The 20,607-nt window shown below is 49.0% G+C and carries 18 protein-coding genes and 7 tRNA genes; 6 read left to right on the plus strand and 19 right to left on the minus strand.

Features of this window, described 5'->3' with window-relative positions:
* Window position 1: 1 nt before the first annotated feature.
* The 9 genes from H6760_03765 to H6760_03805 form a co-directional block, all read right to left on the minus strand.
* Window positions 2-1,039 carry a hypothetical protein gene (locus H6760_03765; GenBank protein ID USN53263.1) on the minus strand — a complete coding sequence of 346 codons (1,038 nt, stop codon included), beginning with the start codon at window positions 1,037-1,039 and terminating at the stop codon, window positions 2-4.
* 107 nt (window positions 1,040-1,146) lie between these two features.
* A complete protein-coding gene (locus H6760_03770; GenBank protein ID USN53264.1) occupies window positions 1,147-1,647 on the minus strand; it encodes a hypothetical protein in 501 nt (166 codons plus the stop codon).
* Between the two features lie 3 nt (window positions 1,648-1,650).
* Window positions 1,651-7,245: an Ig-like domain-containing protein gene (locus H6760_03775; GenBank protein ID USN53265.1), complete on the minus strand. Its 5,595-nt coding sequence runs from the start codon at window positions 7,243-7,245 to the stop codon at window positions 1,651-1,653.
* Between the two features lie 22 nt (window positions 7,246-7,267).
* Window positions 7,268-7,717, minus strand: coding sequence for a GatB/YqeY domain-containing protein (locus tag H6760_03780; GenBank protein ID USN53266.1), 450 nt, complete (start codon window positions 7,715-7,717; stop codon window positions 7,268-7,270).
* 4 nt (window positions 7,718-7,721) lie between these two features.
* Window positions 7,722-8,003, minus strand: a complete 282-nt coding sequence (gene rpsU / locus H6760_03785) for a 30S ribosomal protein S21 (protein ID USN53267.1) — start codon at window positions 8,001-8,003, stop codon at window positions 7,722-7,724.
* A 149-nt stretch (window positions 8,004-8,152) separates the two neighbouring features.
* Entirely contained in the window at window positions 8,153-8,494 is a 342-nt protein-coding gene (locus H6760_03790; GenBank protein USN53268.1) for a histidine triad nucleotide-binding protein, read from the minus strand.
* A gap of 13 nt (window positions 8,495-8,507) precedes the next feature.
* Window positions 8,508-9,935 (minus strand): histidine--tRNA ligase, encoded by a 1,428-nt coding sequence (locus H6760_03795; GenBank protein ID USN53269.1) that lies wholly within the window; start codon window positions 9,933-9,935, stop codon window positions 8,508-8,510.
* Window positions 9,932-10,543, minus strand: a complete 612-nt coding sequence (gene lepB / locus H6760_03800) for a signal peptidase I (protein USN53270.1) — start codon at window positions 10,541-10,543, stop codon at window positions 9,932-9,934. Before lepB ends, H6760_03795 begins: the two co-directional genes overlap by 4 nt.
* 129 nt (window positions 10,544-10,672) lie before the next feature.
* A tRNA-Val gene (locus H6760_03805) sits at window positions 10,673-10,749 on the minus strand.
* Between the two features lie 248 nt (window positions 10,750-10,997).
* Here H6760_03805 and H6760_03810 point away from each other — a divergent pair.
* Entirely contained in the window at window positions 10,998-11,570 is a 573-nt protein-coding gene (locus tag H6760_03810; protein ID USN53271.1) for a hypothetical protein, read from the plus strand.
* A 47-nt stretch (window positions 11,571-11,617) separates the two neighbouring features.
* Here the strand turns inward: H6760_03810 and H6760_03815 are convergent, their stop codons facing one another.
* The 3 genes from H6760_03815 to H6760_03825 all read right to left on the minus strand — a co-directional run bounded on the left by H6760_03815 (window position 11,618) and on the right by H6760_03825 (window position 13,490).
* Window positions 11,618-12,166, minus strand: coding sequence for a hypothetical protein (locus H6760_03815; GenBank protein ID USN53272.1), 549 nt, complete (start codon window positions 12,164-12,166; stop codon window positions 11,618-11,620).
* A 63-nt stretch (window positions 12,167-12,229) separates the two neighbouring features.
* Complete coding sequence (locus H6760_03820; protein ID USN53273.1) at window positions 12,230-12,949, minus strand: hypothetical protein; 720 nt, start codon at window positions 12,947-12,949, stop codon at window positions 12,230-12,232.
* Window positions 12,918-13,490: an RNA polymerase sigma factor gene (locus H6760_03825; protein USN53274.1), complete on the minus strand. Its 573-nt coding sequence runs from the start codon at window positions 13,488-13,490 to the stop codon at window positions 12,918-12,920. The genes H6760_03820 and H6760_03825 overlap by 32 nt, the downstream gene beginning before the upstream one ends.
* A 547-nt stretch (window positions 13,491-14,037) precedes the next feature.
* Here H6760_03825 and H6760_03830 point away from each other — a divergent pair.
* The 5 genes from H6760_03830 (at window position 14,038) to H6760_03850 (ending at window position 18,562) form a co-directional block, all read left to right on the plus strand.
* Complete coding sequence (locus tag H6760_03830; protein USN53275.1) at window positions 14,038-14,430, plus strand: peptidoglycan-binding protein; 393 nt, start codon at window positions 14,038-14,040, stop codon at window positions 14,428-14,430.
* Window positions 14,431-14,541: 111 nt separating this feature from the next.
* Window positions 14,542-15,117: a transposase gene (locus H6760_03835; protein USN53276.1), complete on the plus strand. Its 576-nt coding sequence runs from the start codon at window positions 14,542-14,544 to the stop codon at window positions 15,115-15,117.
* A gap of 12 nt (window positions 15,118-15,129) precedes the next feature.
* Window positions 15,130-16,698: an LCP family protein gene (locus H6760_03840; GenBank protein ID USN53277.1), complete on the plus strand. Its 1,569-nt coding sequence runs from the start codon at window positions 15,130-15,132 to the stop codon at window positions 16,696-16,698.
* Window positions 16,699-16,700: 2 nt separating this feature from the next.
* Complete coding sequence (gene der / locus H6760_03845; protein ID USN53278.1) at window positions 16,701-18,035, plus strand: ribosome biogenesis GTPase Der; 1,335 nt, start codon at window positions 16,701-16,703, stop codon at window positions 18,033-18,035.
* Window positions 18,032-18,562: an aminoacyl-tRNA hydrolase gene (locus tag H6760_03850; GenBank protein USN53279.1), complete on the plus strand. Its 531-nt coding sequence runs from the start codon at window positions 18,032-18,034 to the stop codon at window positions 18,560-18,562. Before der ends, H6760_03850 begins: the two co-directional genes overlap by 4 nt.
* Window positions 18,563-18,746: 184 nt before the next feature.
* Here H6760_03850 and H6760_03855 read toward each other — a convergent pair.
* From H6760_03855 to H6760_03885, 7 genes are all read right to left on the minus strand, one after another.
* Window positions 18,747-18,818 (minus strand) — tRNA-Thr (locus H6760_03855).
* A gap of 156 nt (window positions 18,819-18,974) precedes the next feature.
* Window positions 18,975-19,045: transfer RNA gene (locus tag H6760_03860), tRNA-Arg, on the minus strand.
* A gap of 146 nt (window positions 19,046-19,191) precedes the next feature.
* Window positions 19,192-19,263 (minus strand) — tRNA-Phe (locus H6760_03865).
* 182 nt (window positions 19,264-19,445) lie between these two features.
* Window positions 19,446-19,518: transfer RNA gene (locus H6760_03870), tRNA-His, on the minus strand.
* Window positions 19,519-19,528: 10 nt separating this feature from the next.
* Window positions 19,529-19,601, minus strand: a tRNA-Glu gene (locus H6760_03875).
* A gap of 105 nt (window positions 19,602-19,706) precedes the next feature.
* A tRNA-Asp gene (locus tag H6760_03880) sits at window positions 19,707-19,781 on the minus strand.
* 84 nt (window positions 19,782-19,865) lie between these two features.
* Window positions 19,866-20,504, minus strand: coding sequence for a TonB family protein (locus H6760_03885; protein ID USN53280.1), 639 nt, complete (start codon window positions 20,502-20,504; stop codon window positions 19,866-19,868).
* Window positions 20,505-20,607: the final 103 nt, after the last annotated feature.

Genomic DNA, 20,607 nt, shown 5'->3' on the forward strand with positions numbered 1-20,607 from the left:
GCTAGGACGAAGAGCTCGTCAAGCGGAAGCTCTGATACATCATATCAAAAGTCGTCTGGAAATTGAGTGCTGTCAGTTGGCTTACCGCGTAATGAATCACGTAAATCTTATCAGCTTTTCCTAAGTACACATCCTCACCAGTCGGGCTCTTTACGCCTTCTAGACCATTCACCACCACATCCTCCAAATCACTGGAGCTCACGCCTGTATTTAGGGAAAGATAGTAATTTCGGGCGCTTAGCTTTGTTGGGTTATCCTCAACAATAACCTGGATAGTCTCACCAGTTGGATTCGTAGGCAAAAACTGCACAGTACGGCTATTTTGATCAGTAGCCGAAGCAACCCATTGGGTTGGATAGAGCATAGTGTAGTTAAAGCTGGTGTTGGTAAAGCTTCGCACTAAGCCTGTGGTATCTAAACGACCGATTCCGCGTGGATTGTAGCCGAGATAGACCTCACCAACGATTTCTGAGGCGCTGTTGACGCGCTTTCCGTCAATGAAGCCATCTCCATCAGTATCAGGTTGTGTGGCTTCGGTGCCATAGAGCTGCTCTTCCACATCGGTTAAACCATCATCATCGCTATCTAGGGTTGATGGCAAAGGTTCAGTTCGAGTGCCCGTGGTATTCGTATTTGTCGTCGTATTTGTATTCGCGCTGTTCGTGTTGGTGGACGTATTGGTATTTTGATTCGTTACCACACTATTCGTGTTCTGATTACTTACCGTGTTGGTATTTTGATTAGACACAGTATTCGTATTTCCATTCTCATTCCCATTCGTCACGTTCGCGTTATTGGTATTCTGCGAAGCATTACTATTTGCTGAGGTGTTTGTGTTGCTGGTATTGAGATTAAGCTGGAAATTAGCCGCGTTTACGGTATTAGCATTGTCGTCAGCCGGAGACTGTACAAGGAAATAAACTGCCGCCGCAGCGCCTCCGCCGAGCAGTAAAGTAACCATAATGACAATCCAAAGCATGCGGTTTGGCTTGCCTGGTCGGCCTTTTTTCGCTTCTGGGTCCAAAAAACGATCCGGCATTACGTGGATATCATCGAAGTGCACCTTGGGGTTCTCGTTTGTATTTACCCCCGGTGTATTTTTTGGCTGTTGATCTTTGGAGTGATCTCTACCGAACATGACAAGCGTTATTGATTGACGTTGAGATTCGCGCGCGAGTTTTGAAAGTCGAGCAACGAACCAGGTCCATTTGGATTAAAACGGTCTTTTACTTCTTCACCATCGAGAAATCCGTCACGGTCTGTATCGGCGACCAGCGGATCTGTCTGATATACCTCGACTTCTTCTCGATCGAATAAGAAATCAGAATCAGTGTCCACTCGAGTTGGGTCTGTGCCCAGCTCAGCCTCTTCGGCATCAGTAAGTCCATCCCCATCAGTGTCAGTCTCATCAGGATTTTGATCTGCTCCAGAACGTAATGACAGAGCATTTGTATTTGCACTGCTATTCGTGGTGCTATTGTTTACGCCGTTTTCTGTAGTGCTCTGTTTTGGCCAGTAGCGAAGAGCGAGGAGGACGATGATAAGAAGAGCAAGACTGACTATGAGTATACGAAGAATCAGCCCTTTTGACAATGCTCGAGATGGCTGAGATGAACTCATTTGTTGTTCAGGCGCTTCTTGGGGCATAACTTATGGTCTCTGATAATTAAAGCATGAGCAGCTGGAATTTCCTAGCGTATCAAAACTGCAAGGGTCGCCCAGTGGAGCTCCGGTCCACTTCCCTGGTCCGTCATACTCCATTTCAGCATACAGGGAGTAATTATTTGCCTCTTTACACACGCCAGATCCGCCGCAGTCAGCATTAGATCGACAGGCAACACCACTTCCCTCGCATACTCGACTGGAGATGTAGGCGTAAATATTTGAACCGTTAGGGTCGCAGTAGAAGGTCTTGGTAGGCTCATTCCAGCAGGTTGTTTGCTCGTAGCCAGCCGGACAGGATCCAAATTGGTTGAGTGGATCAACACTCATACTACGGCCAAGTGCATTACCCAAAGTGCTTTGCCAAGAAGGCCACTTAGAAGTACTCATGCCGAGGAGGAAGCTACCAGCTTCAAGGGATGGATAATGGCCATTACTGGTGAAGTACTTTTCTAAACCAATGCTGGTATCCTGCAGATCTGCCAGGCGCTTGGTGTCTCGAATAATTTTTGCCTTATTCTCCGGGCCAATACTTCCATTGGTATTCATTTTAATACGATTCAACATTTGCTGAAAAATATTGCGAGTGGCATCGTTTGCTCCATCGTTATAAGAAAGCACAAAAATGTGCGGTACCAATGAAGGAATCGCGTCAAATAAGTTGGTGCCAGCTAAGTAGACAGTCCGCCCATCTCGTAAGGCCTGATAACCATCTATAGTAGTCGATGATGGAGTGCTCGTAGCAAATGGGAACTGACGACGGTACCATTCTAGCGGTGACAAACCTTCGGAGTTTTGATATACCCGCACGCCAATGGCATCAATAGCATTCGAATCTGCTTCTTTAAACAAATACTGCTTCTGTACGTCTCCGGTCTGTCCTTTGATAACCTGCAAGTCAAAATTCGGCAACGTACTGTCATTATCACGACAATACCCTAGGTGGAAATGATAGTCCTCACACCCTCCGCCCAGACTACAATTTCCCGCACTATCATCAAAATTCCATGCATCTGCACATCGGAAATAATCCACTAAGGCCGAGCCGCGTTTCTCAGTGCCATCAGTGCTAACAGAGGCGGTGGCGGAAATAACGGCTTGGCCATTTTCTGCACCGGTCTTTGCTACATTCGTCGCACTTCCATCCGGCAGCTCCTGAGGATCAGTTAAGGTCGCTACCGTCGTAGTATCAATATCCCAGGACCAATCCCATTCATAGACGCCTGGAATCTCATTTATCGGCCCTGAATCACTGCGTGGAGTAGCAGTAAAGAGCTGCTCCTGTCCCTCGGTATCAGCATTCCAAAGCGCTGGAGTGATATCCACGCCGGTTAATGCGCACACGCTGTCACTATCCACGCTAGTAAAGACCCAGGAGTAATTTGGCATGAGTACGCCGTCTGCACCTCGCAAGCCGTTCAATTCCGTACGATACGCAGTGTTCTTTAAGAGCAGACCAGGGTTCACCCGCAGCTGCGTGGCACTCTTTGCCGTAAAGGTAATGGGGACGCTATTGCCTACGCATCCGCCTGTTGTACAAACACCTGAAGCACACTCAGTACCCTCCGAACATGCCTCACCTTCACTAAGGCCTCCATCTACGGTCACAATCACCGTATCTGTGGTCATCGTGCTGACGTCCATAGCCTGGGCAAAATTGGCTTCGATGCTGGTATTGCGACACACGTCAGTATCGCCTGGATTTGGTCGGGTGCTGCTCACACTTGGTTGCGGCGCACAGCAGCCGGAATTTGCACAGCCATTCCCTACTGAACAATCACTATCAGCCACACAAACCTGACAACTTGGTGCGGTAATGGTGAAAGGGAAAGCATTGCTGTCCCCGGCAGCCTTATGCACCACAGTATTCACTGTACCAGTAGGCAGGCCAAGCGGCACTAACACGTCGATTAACGCATCCACCCAGCCATTAAAGACACTCACATCAATACCTGAGAAACGGACGGCATCGCTTGCTTCTTGTGTGCCAAAATTTTGACCAATAATTTTTACCGGCTGTGCCTCTTGGCCGCTGTTTGGTTGCAAGGCACAAATGCCAGGTAGGATATTGCTGTTTACATCAAAGTCAGGAAGTATGGGCTCGCCCGTCGCGGCGTCATTAGTGCTATCACTTACCCCGTCTAAGCCACGCACAACGGTGATCGGACCATCAACTGCATCATCACCAGCTGGTGTGTTTCGATTTGGCACCTCGCTCGCCACAATCACGTTGTTCCGCCACAGCGCAGGAGGATTTGGACAAATATCACTATTAGCCCACAGGCCTTCTTTATCGCTTGAGTAGCGTACCTGACTATTGCCAACGCAAGTACCACCCGGACAATCATTGTAGGTAGTGGTACAGCTAGCACCGTCATTATCACCACCAGAGCAGGTACCTGCCACATAGGATCCGAAATAACAACCATTGATGGTTAACCAAGTGCCAATATCTCCACCGTTTGGGCTATAACCAGTGATAACTGGAGTACAGCGATGTTCTGCATTGTTACAGGTGCTTCCTCCACAGAGGCCGCCCTGCGTACAGTCAGTTGTTTCGTCACACCAGAGGAAATCAATGGTGAGATCGGAAGTATCATATTTACCGCTCCATGAACCCCGCACAGTAGCGTAGTCAGGAGCAGGTGGAAGTGTTGTTTCTTGTACGGCATGTACCGTAGCTACATCGTCACTAGTATCAGAGTCTGTGGCAAAGTCAGCGTCACCGCTTGGACTAACTGTCCAGGTCCAAGGCGTCCCATCAGTATCAATCTGCTGGCCTCCAGCATCACATTGATCAGGGGAAGCATAGGCTTTGCCATAGAAATTTCGTTCACCATCCTCAACAGTGATGAGCTGGCTAGGAGGCGTCACGGTAACGTGGTCAACCGCGCAAGAGCTTGGGTCATCTTTTGTTCTGAAAGTCCACTGATAAGCTGGAGAGCCAAGGTAGGTCGTATTGGTATTCCCGATTTCCTCTCCACTTGATCCTAATACTCCACCGGGGCCGCCAATTAAGAGTGCAGCATACCACTGACTAATCTGCAGTGAACCAACTGGATCAAACTCCAGGCGATCGGTGGCTGCATCATAGGTAATCCCCTCCACGCCGACATTGCCAGTAAAGCTGGTACAACTGGCATCTGAGCACTTACGCAAAAGTATAGTGCTGGTAGTCAAAGTGCTCGCATTAATATCGATGCTCGAAGGGCCAAAAGTATTGTGCAGCACCACGTTCGGACAAACTGCCTGGCAAGTAGGCCAAGGGTCGGTAACAAAAATTTGATTCGGTGGATAATCCTGTACCGTAAACGGGACTGGGTTTGAATCATTATCACTCGCGTCAGTCACATAGACTGGGTGGGTGTTACTCGCTGCACCGCTCGGCACTTGTGACATGGCTGACGTATCAGACCAGCTGGAAATCGTAGCGGGCTGTCCGTTGTAATAAGTTACCCCGCCGGTAGCTGAACCAAAGCGGACACCGCGTGCCTCAACAGTCTGACCTCGATATCCGCTGCTTGGACTCATCGAAGCAAGGCAAGGACCCTGAGCGGCCGTATCAGAGTTTACTGAAAAAGCGATATTCGTATTTGATTCCTGCGTACCATAGGCCCCGTCGTCGTAATCAATGGTTACCTGTGTGTACACCGAATTACCATTGCTGTAATCCTCAGGAATCGTCGTGACAATGTAGTTTGGTGCAGCTGGGTCATTGAGGCGCGGCGAAGTATTGGTCGGCGGCGGAAAAGCCGGGTCAGTATCAAAGTCAGGATCACGCGGCTGAGCACTATGCGTATCAGTGCCAGTGAAACAACTTCCATAAATAGTCACGCATTGCCCAGGTGGACCGTTGTTTGGATTTATGGCTGCTACAAAAGGCACACAGGTACAATTTTCTGCATCAGTGACACTGAAATTCCAATTACCTGCCAGAGTATTTCCATCGCCATCGATTTCTCGATCAGTGGTGATGCGGACATTGAAGTCAGAATTCTGACTCAGGTCATTATTCGGATCAAATTGGTATACCTTGAAACCGGCATTTGGCGAGCCTGGATTTGGATCAATGATGCGGAAGACGCCGCCCAAGCCAGCCACTTCGTAATCTGGCCCTGGCATTGAGGAGGGAGCCGGCATGGTTGCACTCATATCTACACCCGGTGTGGCAGGATTATCAATCTCGATAGTTACTGAGTAATCCCACATCGATAGGGTGAAGACTGTAGTAATATTTGTGCTTGGGCAAACATTTCCGCCCTGTGGGTCATAGGCAGCAATACCAGCCGTCAAATCATTGGTTTGGAATTCCCACACTTCGGGCGGTTGTAAGCCGTTTCCACACAGATCTTCTACGTTTTGTACCGTGATGCGATACCAAGTGAAAGACTCCAACATGGCGCCGTCAGTGAATCGAATATCTACCCGATTATCTCCACCTGAGCTAACAACAAGGGAGTCACTGGAGACTGTTCCAATCACTGCGCCACCCTCTCCATCAAGCTGCTGGAGATCAAAAATGCCTGGAATAGGATGACTATCAACATCAGCCAAGGAGCTAATATCAATTGCCTCACTAAACCAAATCGAGAGTAAAGGATCGCGTGGTACGTTTCGATCTGGATATCCTGGCTCAGCACTGATCACCGGGTAAGCTGAACTAACGCTAGGCACCGTCTCATCAACTACATCATTGGTAGTGAAATTCCAGCGATAATGATCACCCGCATCAACACAGCCACCGTCAGCGGTACAGTTCGTTAAGCTCAAACCGCCAGTGCTCTCTAAGGTTTTTGGAATGAATAACGTGTAATCAGCAAATGAGTCAAAAAGCTCATCTGGATGCTTAAAGGTGAGGCTCTTATCTGATGAAGTGAAGATACCAGACACCTCAGCTCCCCCACCGGCATGTTCAAGCTTCAATGGATTGGTCGCGTCATTCACTGCCGCCTCCACCGTTGCCGAATCAACATTTAAATTGAAACGCGGCATCACTCGACTGCAACGATTCACGTTTTGAGAATTGTCCGGCCCATCATGCGCAGTTAAAATTTCATTCACGGTAAATTGACTACTTGGCAGCATACAAAGGGGTGATGGGTCAGGTACATTACACTGCGTCCCAGACGCATCACAAAGCAGACAAACTCCGCATGGTAAACCCGGATCACACGAATAGGTGTCGCCATTGGTGACATTACTTACCGTGTTGATGACAAAGGTAACAATGGCCCAGGAAATGAGAATAATAACGAGACCAACTGCCGCGCTGATGATAATCTGTTTTGCTTTATCAACCTTGTCGGCATTTCCACCAGCCGTCATCCAAATATACCCACCGTAGATAACAAAAACTACCGCTACCAGGGCCATAATACCGAGAGCCCAACGGATGATATTTATGATAACGTCTTTGAGATCAGCCGTACCCAGACCGATTGAGCTGCCGATGTTTTCTATGGTAAAAGCTGTCGACTGTGCAGCCGCCGGTGCAGGATGAAAAGCTACACTAAGGGCGAGTAAGATACCCCCAGTAAAAATAACCCCTGTAATGATTCCGAGTAATAGTCGTTTCACAAGCATGGAAAGAAACGACGCGAAGTGCTCAGCCGCTTAATTGCGACTTCACTATGGCTTGCACGGTCGCGCCATCAGCCTGACCTTTCGTTTTTGGCATAACTGCTGCCATTACCTTTCCCATATCCCCTAGGGAGCTAGCCCCTGTCTCAATAATGGCTTCTTGGACGAACTTGGTAATATCTGCTTCAGACATTTGGGCTGGTAAATACTTCCCAATTGCCTCATATTCTGCCTTTTCTTGCTCTGCCAGCTCTGTTCGGCCGGCTTTGCTATACATATCCATAGCTTCTTTGCGCCGTTTCTGTTCGCGTTTCAGGACCTTCAAAACTTCTTCATCATCCAAAACCTCTTTTTTCAAGTCAATTTCTTCATTTTTCATGACTGATTTCAGATAGCGCAAAACCGCCACGGCGGTCTTGTCGCTAGAGACAAATGCTTTTTTATAGTCCTCTTCGATTGTCTGTTGGAGTCCCATTCAGCTATGTTCTTACTGAGGGTAAACGCGGTCCACTTGGTCGGCCGCCCTTGCGCTTCCGTCGATCCAATTCAGGAAGCTTTCCCATTTTACGAAGGAGCTCATTTCGATCCTTGATTTCTTTGCGTCGAATTGCGCTCTCACGAATTGCCCGCTTACTGCGAGGCGCTTCGTAATATCTTCCTTTTTTTGCTCTTATGAGTAAGCCGCTTTGTTGGACTCGTTTGGTGAAGCGTCTGAGCAAGCTTTCAGTAGACTCACCGTCTTTCTTCTTTACTTCTACCACCGAGATAATTCACCTCCTTACTGAGATGCCCTGTCCGATAGACAGGCCTACGCGCAAACACGCGTACCGAACTTTTAAAGTAAAAAAAATATACCACTTTCTATGGGCCTATGTCAAATGGAAATATACCGCCCTAGATGGGACTTTAGCTAGGTAATCCCGGCTACCCGCTCCCCACCAAGTAGGTGAATATGGAGATGAGGGACTGACTGGCCACCATCCTGACCCACATTCATGACAACTTTATAACCCGACTCTGCAATTCCCTCTTTGGCAGCTGTACGGCGTAATACATCGAGAAGCTTCCCTAGTAAGGCGTCTTGTCCATCACCTAATGTTGCGAGACTCTCAATATGCGTCTTGGGAATAGCGAGAATGTGAATGCGCGCCTTTGGATAGACATCACGAATAACCATGAGCTCATCATCTTGATAAAGTGCCTCGCTTGGTAGCTCGCCTTGTACGATCTTACAGAAGATACAATCGCTCATCTTCTTCCTAAGCTTATAAATCGAGCTTCTGTTGCGCTTCTGAAACGCCTGATTCCTCTTCCATTTTTGCTACAACCTCTGGATCAGCTGCTTGGAGTTGTTGTGACTTACCTCGTTGCAGGCGCTTCACCACTTCATTTACAATTTTCTGCATATCTACCACTTCCTGAATGCCGTTTTCCATATCACGGATGAGAATTGTTCCATCCATCATCTCTTTTTGGCCAAGAATCAGTGTATATTTTGCATTCACGCGATTGGCTGCTTCTAACTGAGGTTTAATGCCGTCTTTGCTTAAACTCTCAGCCACTCGGACGCCCTGAGCTGACAATTCGCCAAAAAGTTTAATGGAAAGTTTACGGGCTGGGTCACCTAATTGTGCCAAAAATACATCGGCATCTGGCAATGCTTGCGCTTGAACGCCTTGTTCATGCAATCGATTAATCAGACGCTCAATCCCGCAAGCCGCACCCACGGCTGGCGTGGCTCGTCCGCCAATTTGTTCAATTAGACCGTCATAACGACCGCCACCACCGAGCTCAATCACTCGATCATCCCCTTCTGAGAGAACTGGTAGGAACTCAAAAGCTGTTTTGGAGTAGTAATCCAATCCTCGTACAATTCGTGGATCAAGCGTATACGGAATTTCTAACTCATCAAGGTATTCCAGCACTGACACAAAGTGCTCCCGGCTTTCTGTATTCAAGTGATCTACGGTTTGTGGCGCTGTTTCAGCTAGAGTGCGGCATCCTGTCTGTTTGCAGTCCAATAAGCGGAGGGGATTCTTTTGCATACGACGCAAACAGTCTTCACATAGCTCACTCTTGTGGGACTTATAGTAGTCCAATAAGGCTTTTTCATACGCTGCCCGACTTTCCTTATCACCTAAGCTGTTCATATGCACGTTCACCGGCACTTGCAAACGTCGAAACACCTCATAAGTCATCGAAATTATCTGAGCGTCAACAACAGGGTGCGCATCGCCGATCGCCTCAAAGCCAAATTGAAAAAACTGACGATAACGACCAGCCTGTGGCCTATCATGTCGAAAAAATGACTCAATATAAAAGACTTTTACCGGCTGCGGCTGATTTAACATCCCATGTTCAAGGTAGGCCCGAGCCACGCCAGCCGTCCCCTCAGGCCGTAAGGCTAGGGATTCGTTGCTACGGTCAGTGAAGGTGTACATTTCCTTTTCCAATACATCAGTCTCTTTGCCGATAGTACGATTAAACAAAGCTGCTGGTTCCAGCACCGGGGTTTCAATCTGCTCATAACGATATTCCATTGCCACCTGACGCACTGTTTCCTCAACTAAACGCCAATAACCCTGTTCACTCGGCAGAATGTCCTTCATACCACGAACGAGCGTTGGGGTTTTTGGCTGATTGCTTCGCTTCGGGGCTGCTTGTTCAGCTGTATCTTTTACTTCTTTGCTCATTGGTTTGCTCCTGTGTCTACTACCGTATCATTACGAGAAAAATGGGTAAGTTTATCAAAAGGCCAAGCCCGAACCCAGATTCGACCAACGATCGAGTCTCCGGAAATAGGCCCAAATATACGCGAATCCAAACTTGATGGTCGATTATCGCCCATCACAAAGTATTCATTATCACTCAGGGTGACATCCTCGGTGCCATTGGTATAGATACTCTCAGGCAAATAAATAGATTCATCAAGGGTCATGCCATCCGGGTGCTCACTATTAATGATTTGAATTGTGCCGTGTTGCAATTTTACTTCTTCGTTCGGCAATCCAATAATCCGTTTAATATAGAATTCAGACTCCTGTCGTGGATTATGAAAGACCACTACTTCACCACGTCGCGGCTCAGAGATGCGATAACTCAACTCATCAATAATAAGGTATTCATTATCATGAAAATTCGGCTCCATCGAGGCGCCCTTCACATAAAAAGGCTGCATGAGAAAATAGCGAACCGGTACGATAATCGCCAAGGCGATAATCACTACTTTTAACAGCTCGACAAAAAATAAGCCGGCTGAAGTGGCAAATCCCGGAACTATCTTATCTTCACGACCAGCCATATCTGCCATTTTCCTAGTTCCAACTGGTTGTAATGATTTATCGTCCTTGGAATTTTTTGTAGACCGATATTCTGTTTTTGGCATAAGGCCGTTTTTGAAAAAATAGAAAGCGAATGAAGAAAAATTTCCTGGTGGACGATGGAGGAGTCGAACCTCCGACCTCACGAATGTGAATCGTGCGCTCTAACCAACTGAGCTAATCGTCCATAGCAGACCTACGCCACAGAATCATCCGAGAAAACCGGCCATTTTCGTGAAAATCGAGTGCACAATACCACACAAAAGGGGCTGATTCAAGCTGGGACTAGGCAGACGCACCTGCTTTTGCCATACTGACTCCATAGCAACTTTTCTTATGGAAGCATTTGCCGCGTTTGACGCCTTTCTCCTTATTCTATGGATTCTCCTCCTGAGCCAAGGCCGGCTTAGGTCGATGCTCTTACTATCCAGCCTATTGAGCATTCCGCTTGTGGTACTCGCCACGCTTTTGCAGCCTGACTACTATGATCCACCTGCTTTTACCTCGGCGCCAATTGATATCGAGCGGTTGATATTTCTCTTCTTAGCTGGAGGAATTGCTGCCACGATATACCCAGCCATGAGTCGACAGTATTTTCTACCGATTAGCAATGGCCGAAATATGTGGCCGGAACGAGTTTTTGTCCCACTGGGAATTATCACGATAATTCTTTTGCCGCCCGTCCTCTTCCACTGGAGCGCTATGCACGCATTAGTACTCGGTGAAGTTGTAGGCGTCTTGCTGGTTATCTGGATTGGCCGTGACCTGCGGAATATCATGCTTGGCTCTGCATTATTAAGCGGCCTAGGCTATTTCTTGCTGCTAAAGCTCTGGTCGCTCCTCTTCCCTGATGTCCTGGAGCTTTGGAACCCCGAAGCGTTTTGGGGCATTCACGTATTGAACGTACCTCTCGGAGAGCTCGTACTGGCGCTACTCTTTGGCGCACTCTGGGGACCCCTGGTCGCGTTAATCTTTCACCGACACCTCACCCGTCAAACGCAACCGTAACGCAGATGGCTGCGTCACGGCTACGGGGATATTCAACGTACACTCAACTATAGCTCGCTAGCTGGTCCACGGCCACGGGGGTGTCCAAAGCCATGACCCATACTATCGTCTGCTTGATGAGCGGCACGCATTTTTTCGTGTAGCTCGACATGGCTAATGCCATATTGGTCGAGCAATTCAGGAAAGCTCTTGCTCTCCAGCTCTGTTTGGAGCTCATCCACACTGATGCCGAGGATGTCGGCTTTTGTCTGCAACATGGATTGATAACGAGTTTGTGTCTCGCTTACCCGCTGGTTAATTTCATCCTCACTCAAGCCCTGCTCGCTGAGACGCGTTCGCAGTTGCTCAAGCATCTTGGCGTGAAATTCCTCTTGGGTAAGACCTTGCTCCTCCACGATATCGCGGAGATCTTTTGTCTCTAACTCGGATCGAAGCGCATCTGCGTCGAGACCGAGGATCTCTGCGGTGTCGTCAACTTGTTGCCCACCCTTGCCCATGCCAAAGAGGCCATGAGCTGAAGCGATATTGCTTACCAGCGCAGTTGCGCCGATAATGCCCATAACCGCTACGGTGGCAAAGAGTACTTTGTGCTGCATTGTAGTCACCTCCTCAGGTTTAATGTGTCTGTCATTACTACAATGCAGGGAGGGATTTTCTTTCTAGTACGCGTTTTCGCGATAATAATGATAGACTCGCGGCTGACGTCCAGGTAAGCTCACGTGCAGTATTTCATCAGCGTTATAGCTGCTCGCGTCAATCCGATCGCCTAACACCTGTGCCCACTCACCAACCCGAATTGGCACATCAGGCCGAATCAAGGTGTCGTTGGCATAGTAGATAACAAAGTCATTTCCATTTGGCGCTACCAGGAGAAAACCAGGGTCACTTACCTCGACAATTTTTCCTGATACCCAGCTATCGCCTGAGTAACGCTCATGCATTATCGGCTCTAGGAAGCGAATACCACGCGCTGAATCTGGCACGCCAGCTTGATCAAGTAAAACAGCAAAGAGCGTGACGCCGCCGACCATGCCAACCGCTACCCATAGAAAGGTGTGCTTGTAAGAAAACTCGTACTTGCGCATCAGCCAAATACCTAGAGTGATACCAACTACTGCGACGAAAATTGGGATCCACGGCACGTTCTCGATAAATGGACCAATACCGCCGTGACCAAGGTAGCTCAAAGGCTGGTGCACGCGTAATCGATAGAGCACCACGCTGAAGAAGAAGAGCGTCAGCGCCATACTAGCCAATAATCCAACGCTCAGCGCTATACCACCTATGATGAAATAGGCCTTCGGGCGCATCTGGAGTTTTTGCTCCTTAATCTCCTGTGTAATTTGTTCAGCCAGTGACGGCTTGGGTTTCTCGTTCATACAAAGTTTTGAGTAACTTTTTACCCCGGTTAATACGCGTCCCCACTGTCCCGATCGGAATGTGGAGCACGTCGCGAATTTCTTCGTATACTAAATCTTGAAAGTAGAAAAGGATGAGCGGCTCTCGATATTTAATATCCAACTTATCGAGGCATCGCTCAAGCATGCGACGAATTTCTTTGCGCTCAAATTTTTCCTGGGCGCTCTCTTTGGTATCCGGCACCACATGCACTTCCGGCGTTTCATCAATCGACACTTCTCGTTTGTGTTTTTTCAATTCATTCATGGCCTCATTATGCACGATGCGATATATCCAGCTAGAAAACTTTTTCTTCACTTGGAAACCTTGTAAGTTTACAAAGGCCTTGATAAAAGCCGATTGCAAAACGTCCTCCGCCCTATCCGGATCTTTCACCAGAGTGAGCGCATAACGTCGCAAGCGCTCTTCATATCGCTCTACTACAAAACGGTAGAGTTCTTGATCGCGTTCGCGAACCTGGACAACAAGCTCTTCATCGCTCAATTCGGCTGGGTCTGGCATACGGTATATATACTACACTAAAAGGCGATTTTTTATTTCAAAGCCTATTTGACACTCCAAAAAATGGGCAGTAGAGTGGACAAGCGATTCCACCACATCTAGCCGAAAGTAAGGAGGGCAAGATGTCCTTGGTCGTTGTAACACATGATGGTAGCCTGCCATGCAACCGTGGAGGCACGGGTAGGCGTGTTGGCTACTTCTCGCCTGAATCGCGGATGTATTTCCCTCTGACCGGGGGCAGTGTCTACATCCCGATTCCTCCGCCACCGCCCAAACCTCCAAACTACTTCGAACTTCCGAGAACCACCTGGCGTGACCGCTGCATCGAGTGTAATGGTCACACGAGCTGGAAGAGGAAGAAACTCGAAGGCGGCGTGCGTGAGGTCAAGGTCTGCGAAGAGTGTGGCAAGCTGATGCGTCCGTACTAGAGCGTCCGTGGACCGCTTCTCAATCTGAGAGGCGGTCTTTTTTCTTGACAGTGCAGCGTATTGTCGTTAAGGTGCTGGGTCGGAAACTGGACATTCACAAACGCAATGAAGGAGGGACTGTGTCATACGATCCAAACGCTTTTTTCCCGCCCTACATGAATTCGACCAACGAGGGTAACCAGCATAGCGCCGGCATGCACGTGGTCGGGCTGCAGTTCTTCTTGGACGGCCTGATCATCGGCGGCAAGATCAACGCGCCACTCATCCCGATCACCGGAATGACTGACGAGGCCACGGCGAACGCGGTGAAAGCGCTCCAGCGCGAGCTCGGCATGAGCGACGTTGATGGCAACTTCGGCCAGGGTACCAGGGAAGCCCTGCTCCGTGCCACCAGCTTCAACTTCAACACGATCCCTGGATCGATCCGTACCATCCAGGGAATCTGGATCGACCCGGACGGAAATCTCAAGCCTTGGCCCCTGGCGTTCACCGACGATCTGCCCGGCGACTAGGACCCACCCGCGCCGCCTCTTCTTTCACGGAGAGGCGGTCTTTTCTTTTGACCTCGCAGCATCTTGGATGTATGTTACACACAGACAAAGGTGGCGCCTTAGGGTTACCTTTTGACCCAGCGCAGAATTTATCAAAACACATACCCATACCATCTCACCACGGTAACGAAAAACCGACGGTGGGCATTTCGAGATGTGAAACTAGCATGGAAATTGCACCAGGCAATTCTTGGCGCGTGTTTTGTTAAAGGTTACACCGCGCTGGCATTTTGCATATTACCGGACCATATACATTTGTTGGTTTGGAAGCATATCCCAGCGCGGGTAGGAGAACCCACGCTGGGCCTGGATGAAATACAAACACAATTATTATTCCCCGAAGCCCAGCGCGCGTTCTCTAACGTGCGCGATAACAACCATGATGACATTTCATACTTAATGAAATCAATAAAAGGCACCTTTGCTCGATCAATTTCCTCCGGCCCCATCTGGCAACCCAGCTTCAATTCCCGCATCGTCGACTCTGATCAACGCCTCTACAACACACTGCAGTATATTCAATATAATTATCGTAAACATAAACTACCCGCACACTATGGCCAAGCACCATATACCTTTCTTAATATCCCAAAAAGCATTTACAACATTGACCAAAACCGGTTTTTCTCGTACGATGGCAGAGATTGATTGGACTTATGTATGCCGGCACCTCGCGCCAAAAAGACCACAAAGAAAAACCCGCCAAAGCAAGCGTCTGAAAAAATAGCAGAGGCTCAAATTATCATACCTGAGGCATCACCAGCGATAGAGATACCCAAGACTGCAACTCCACACTTCTTTGGATGGAAATTTTTTGTTGTGCTGGGAATTATCACTGGACTTTCCATGGGCTTTGCTACTTTTTCACGTGTCATTGATCCTCCAAATACCAATGGCGCAGTCGGCACCGAGCAACTCTCCCTACTCCAACACATTAATCAGCTGGTGGAGAATCAAAACAGACCTTTGCAAGGTGAGTCACGCGACCGGGTGAATATCCTCCTGCTGGGTATTGGCGGCGAAGGACACGAGGGCGCCCTTTTAGCCGATACTATCATCCTGGCCAGTCTCCAACCCTCAACTGGAAAAATTGCACTGCTCTCTATCCCTCGTGACTTCTATGTTCCTATCCCGGGATATGATTGGCGCAAAATTAACAACGCAAATGCTTTTGGAGAAGTAGACGACTACCCGGGCGGTGGTGAACGCTTAACCGCTGATGTGCTCGAAGATATCTTAGATGTTGATATTCCTTATACTGCGAGAATCGATTTCAACGGCTTCATTCAAATGGTGGATAATCTCGGCGGCATAAGTGTTGATGTGGAAAAAGGCTTTGTCGACACACGATACCCAACCGAGAACTATGGGTATCAAACCATTCGCTTCGATGCCGGTCGTCAGACCATGGACGGCGAAACTGCATTGAAGTTTGTCCGTTCGCGTAAAAGCACTTCTGACTTTGATCGATCGCGACGCCAACAACTCGTTTTACTTGCCCTCCGACAAAAGGCCCTCAACTTCGGCACTCTGATAAACCCTAGCCGCATATCGGACGTCCTCGGCAGTCTTTCAAGCAATGCACACACAAATATGGAACTATGGGAAATCCTGCGTCTCGCTGAACTGGTTGAAGACGCTGACACCACAAACATAATCAATGTCATCCTGGATAGCAGCGCCGACAGTCCGCTTATGGATGATCGCACAACTGTTGACAATGCCTACATCGTCCGACCAAGAAAAGGTTGGGATGACTGGTCAGAGCTCCAAGATATTGCCAACAACATCTTTCAACGGGAGGGTGAAGCACAACCCTTAACTGCTTCCGTGGTCGTACAAAACGGCACTCGTACCGTGGGTCTGGCCAGTGAAACTGCAGACATACTGGAGAGCTACGGACTCGAGGTTATCGATATCGGGAACACAAGCGTCCGTGGTTATACGCAAACCTATATTTATGATATTAGTAATGGTGAAAAGGCTATGGCATTAGCAGCACTGAGACAGGCCCTACCTTTTGCTCATGTGTACTCTAAGACCCCGCTCTATCTCAACCCCGACGCACTACTGACCACAGACCTCAGCGGCCGAATTACCGAGATAGCAGTCGAATTACAACAAGAAACCCATCCTGACTTTGTCGTTATCCTAGGCGACGATACTGATCCTGATGTACTCTTATCTCACAGCAAGACAAGTAGCTCCTCACTGATAACCAGTCGATAGTCATGGCACAACAAATCAACGTCACCATCATTGGCAGAACCAATGTTGGCAAGTCCCGTCTCTTTAATCGTCTCACAGAATCGCGAGGTGCTATTGTGGCACCTGAATCAGGCACTACTCGGGATATGAATGCGAAAGAAATCGAGTGGCGAGACACACGCTTCAATTTAATCGATACAGGTGGATGGACTATTAACGAGGATGACGAAATTTCTACTGCAATACGCAAGCGAACTGAGCGAGCAGTCCGCGAAGCAAAGCTGCTGCTCTTTGTCGTTGATGGACGGGCTGACCTAACACATGAGGATCTCCAATTTGCAGCCTGGATACGGAAACAGAAAAAACCTTGTCTGCTGGTAGTGAATAAGATCGAAAGCACACCGGCGGAACGACGCATCCCAACCGAAATTCATCGCCTCGGACTTGGCTCTGCCTATGCAGTATCAGCTGCCAATGGACGCGGCAGCGGTGATCTGCTCGATGTTATTGTTGAGAAGCTAGGCGGCGCTAGTGCGCAAACAAAAGATCCAGGTTTAAGGATCGCCTTTATCGGGAGACCAAACGTTGGGAAATCCTCTCTCATGAACGCCATCCTGAACGATGACCGCGTCTTAGTCAGTCCACAACCTTTTACTACCCGCGACGCTATTTCCGTTCCTTTCACCTGGAAAGAGAAAAAATTCACCCTGGTGGATACTGCTGGATTACGTCGCCGCGTCCGCGTGCCACGCAAAAGTTTAGAAGCTGAAGGAGCTGATATCAGTCGCCAAACTATGCATGCTGTCGATGTATTGGTGCTCGTGCTCGACCTTAGTGAGCGTATTAGCGCCCAAGACCGTACGCTCATAGTTGAAGCGATGAAGGCTGTCCCAGCTATGGTCATCGCTGCAAATAAATGGGACTTGGTGACTGAAAAAGACGCAACCACGCTCTTTACTATGGAAAAAGATATTCGCAGCCATCTCAGCTTTGTCCACTGGGCACCGATTGTATTTGTTTCTGCATTTGAAAAAACACGCGTAGCAAACCTGCTTGAAAAAGCCCAAAGCGCCTGGCACAACGCACAACGCAAACTTTCTGATAACGAATTAGAAGCGTTCCGAGATCAACTCATCCGCCGTCATCCCCCCACGAAAGGAAAGGGCGCTCGACGTCCACGCATCAGAGTAATTACGCAAATACGTACCGCTCCGCCACACTTTGATATCACCATAGGACCAAAGGAGGATTTACATCCTAACTATCTCGCTTTTGTTGAACGCATGCTTCGAGAACGCTATGATTTTGAAGGCAGCGCTATTCACCTCTCTATCCGTAAACCAAAGATTAACCGATGAAATGCATTGTTGGACTAGGTAACCCTGGCACGAAATATGACGACACCCGCCATAACCTGGGCTTCGCACTGGTTGACGCAATTGTTGAGCACCTTGAGTTAGCGCCTTTTCAAGAGCAGAGTAAATTTAAAGCTGAGATGACCCGCAATGATGATCCTATCCATCATTGGTTTTTCATGAAGCCACAAACCTACATGAATAACTCTGGTGAGGCAGTTGGTGAGTTTGTCCGATTCTATAAACTTCCGCTCAATGATTTACTGGTTATTCACGATGATCTTGATTTACCTTTCGGTGAAATAAAGCATGTTGTTGATCGCGGACCGGCTGGACATAATGGAGTACAATCAATCATCGATGTTGTGGGCTCACAAGCTTTTCATCGTATCCGCATCGGCATTGGATCAAACAAGGAACTAGGCATTCCCTCTGAGGACTACGTTCTGCAAAAATTCAACACTGAGGAAAAGCAAAAAATCTCCGAGCTACTCGAGCCTGTCCTCAACATCATTCTGAACTGGGCCTAAAGAAAAAACGCCAGTGTCAGTTTTCCTACGAGTGCGGGGCTTCACACTCTTTTTTGTAGTACTTACCAACACTGGCGTTGCAGGTCCGGAGGGTCGTCCGGACAGAGAAGGACATCGGCCGCGCTTGGCGAGAAGGAAGCGAGCTTCAATGCGAGTCTCACTCAAGCAACGACCGACGTCCATGTGCCGTGGGAGGGATTCGAACCCCCAACCTTCAGATTACGAGTCAGATGCTCTACCACTGAGCTACCACGGCAGCTGTGTTGCGGGTCCTCAGGGCCTGCATGCTCTTCCCAGCGTACTGGACACTTTGGGCTGCAACACAACTTTTTAAGGACAGGCCGGGAAAATCCCGGGGGTGTTTATCTATGCACCTCTCGGTGAACTGATGGTATTTCACCTGTCCAAGATGAGCGGGAGACGGGATTTGAACCCGCGACCTTCCGCCAGAGGCGGCTGCTCTGCCAACTGAGCTACGCCCGCAAAAAAGAACGGACTAAGAATGTAGCGTATCCCCAAAAAGCTGTCAACCCTGTACCAGGCTTGGTGCGAGGTCAACCCTATCGTTCGCGAACTACGGAATCAAGAAAAAGGGAGATGCCATCAATGATGAACATCTCCCGAAGATTTGGTACCTCCTGGAATCGAACCAGGGTAACCCGATTTTCAGTCGAGCACTCTACCAACTGAGTTAAGGTACCGCTAGAGCGTGGCGGAAAGGCGAAGGACTTTCACCAACTCACTGATCAAGACCAGCGTGTCCTCGGGGACGCCTTTCCAGAACAGATGAGGCGGGTCAAGGATTTGAACCTCGGAATCGCGGATTTGAAGACCGCTGCCTTACCACTTGGCTAACCCGCCTTTCAACCTATAAGTTAGAGAGGCGCCCTGGAAGGAATTGAACCTCCGACATCTGGGTCCATAGCCCAGCGCTCTTCCGACTGAGCTACAGGGCACAACAAACGGTAGCGCAAGCAGGATTCAAACCTACGTTTCCACACAGAGAATGTGGCGACCTAAACCACTAGTCGATTGCGCCGGCAAATAGATTGCGACAGACCCTCTTCCGAGAGAGTGACGGCTCATCCTGCTATGAAAGAGGCCATCACAAAATGGTAAGCAATGTACTACACCTGATCTAATGCGGCGCTGACAGGATTTGAACCTGCGAAACACTCGGCTGACCGCCGAGCTGCCTTAACCACTAGACTACAGCGCCAAAAAAAGAGCTGTCCGATGGTACCCCGGAAAATTACTTATGTCAAGAAACCCCGCCTCATCATTTGACAAGGCGGGGTAACTATCAATTCAGCGAGAAACGGAAGGGAATGACTGTCCAGACGGCCACCGCCCTATCACGCTGCTTCGCCGGACTAAAGAGCCACTGGAGTGCCGCAGCACATGCTGACTGATTCATCGACTCGAGCACCTCACTCTGCACCACACTCGCTGCATCAACCGCACCGGTCTCGGTAATATGCACGCGCACCATCACCAAACCTTCCGCACCAGCCTGACGAGCCAAGTCAGGATAGACCGGAGCTACCCGATGAATGACCTGTGGCGCTGTATCATAGGCCACAAAAGTCTCGGGTATTCCACTGTCCTGTCCGCTCATCACAATTGGCGGAGCAAAGGGATCGTAGGTCGTAGGAGCCAGCGTTTCTTCCAGACTGGCCATCTCGCTGATCTCAGCCTCAGCCGGCAAGTCAGGTCGCTGCACTTCTTGCGGCGGAGGTGGAACCACGAAGTCCTCCATGAACTCCACCGCGGTCATCACGCGCTCATGCAACTGATAAGGATGCGGGACATAGGGCGGCGAAAACCTGGCGAGCAAGAACAAGAGGGCAGTTGCTACCAGAAAACTCCAGCCTATGTCACGCCAGTAGTGCTGCTTCAGTAGGTAATGCTCTGAGGCACGGAAGCTTTCCAATCCGATCACAAAGCACACTCCTTCTCAACCCCGGGAGGTGTATGTAGCTGCAAAGAACTGACCAGAGCTAGGGAGGCTGATGCACAGCTGCCATGCATCCGATACAGTTATC

The organism is Candidatus Nomurabacteria bacterium (assembly GCA_023898465.1).
In the GTDB taxonomy this organism is placed as follows: Bacteria; Patescibacteriota; Patescibacteriia; order HK-STAS-PATE-3; family HK-STAS-PATE-3; genus HK-STAS-PATE-3.

Bases quoted from the DNA above. Each gene is read 5' to 3' on its own strand.
- H6760_03840 (USN53277.1), top strand. From the start codon at position 15,130: ATGCCGGCACCTCGCGCCAAAAAGACCACAAAGAAAAACCCGCCAAAG.
- H6760_03765 (USN53263.1), bottom strand. From the start codon at position 1,039: ATGCCGGATCGTTTTTTGGACCCAGAAGCGAAAAAAGGCCGACCAGGC.
- H6760_03770 (USN53264.1), bottom strand. From the start codon at position 1,647: ATGCCCCAAGAAGCGCCTGAACAACAAATGAGTTCATCTCAGCCATCT.
- der (USN53278.1), top strand. From the start codon at position 16,701: ATGGCACAACAAATCAACGTCACCATCATTGGCAGAACCAATGTTGGC.
- H6760_03775 (USN53265.1), bottom strand. From the start codon at position 7,245: ATGCTTGTGAAACGACTATTACTCGGAATCATTACAGGGGTTATTTTT.
- lepB (USN53270.1), bottom strand. From the start codon at position 10,543: ATGGCTGGTCGTGAAGATAAGATAGTTCCGGGATTTGCCACTTCAGCC.
- H6760_03850 (USN53279.1), top strand. From the start codon at position 18,032: ATGAAATGCATTGTTGGACTAGGTAACCCTGGCACGAAATATGACGAC.
- H6760_03790 (USN53268.1), bottom strand. From the start codon at position 8,494: ATGAGCGATTGTATCTTCTGTAAGATCGTACAAGGCGAGCTACCAAGC.
- H6760_03815 (USN53272.1), bottom strand. From the start codon at position 12,166: ATGCAGCACAAAGTACTCTTTGCCACCGTAGCGGTTATGGGCATTATC.
- H6760_03795 (USN53269.1), bottom strand. From the start codon at position 9,935: ATGAGCAAAGAAGTAAAAGATACAGCTGAACAAGCAGCCCCGAAGCGA.
- H6760_03825 (USN53274.1), bottom strand. From the start codon at position 13,490: ATGCCAGACCCAGCCGAATTGAGCGATGAAGAGCTTGTTGTCCAGGTT.
- H6760_03820 (USN53273.1), bottom strand. From the start codon at position 12,949: ATGAACGAGAAACCCAAGCCGTCACTGGCTGAACAAATTACACAGGAG.
- H6760_03780 (USN53266.1), bottom strand. From the start codon at position 7,717: ATGGGACTCCAACAGACAATCGAAGAGGACTATAAAAAAGCATTTGTC.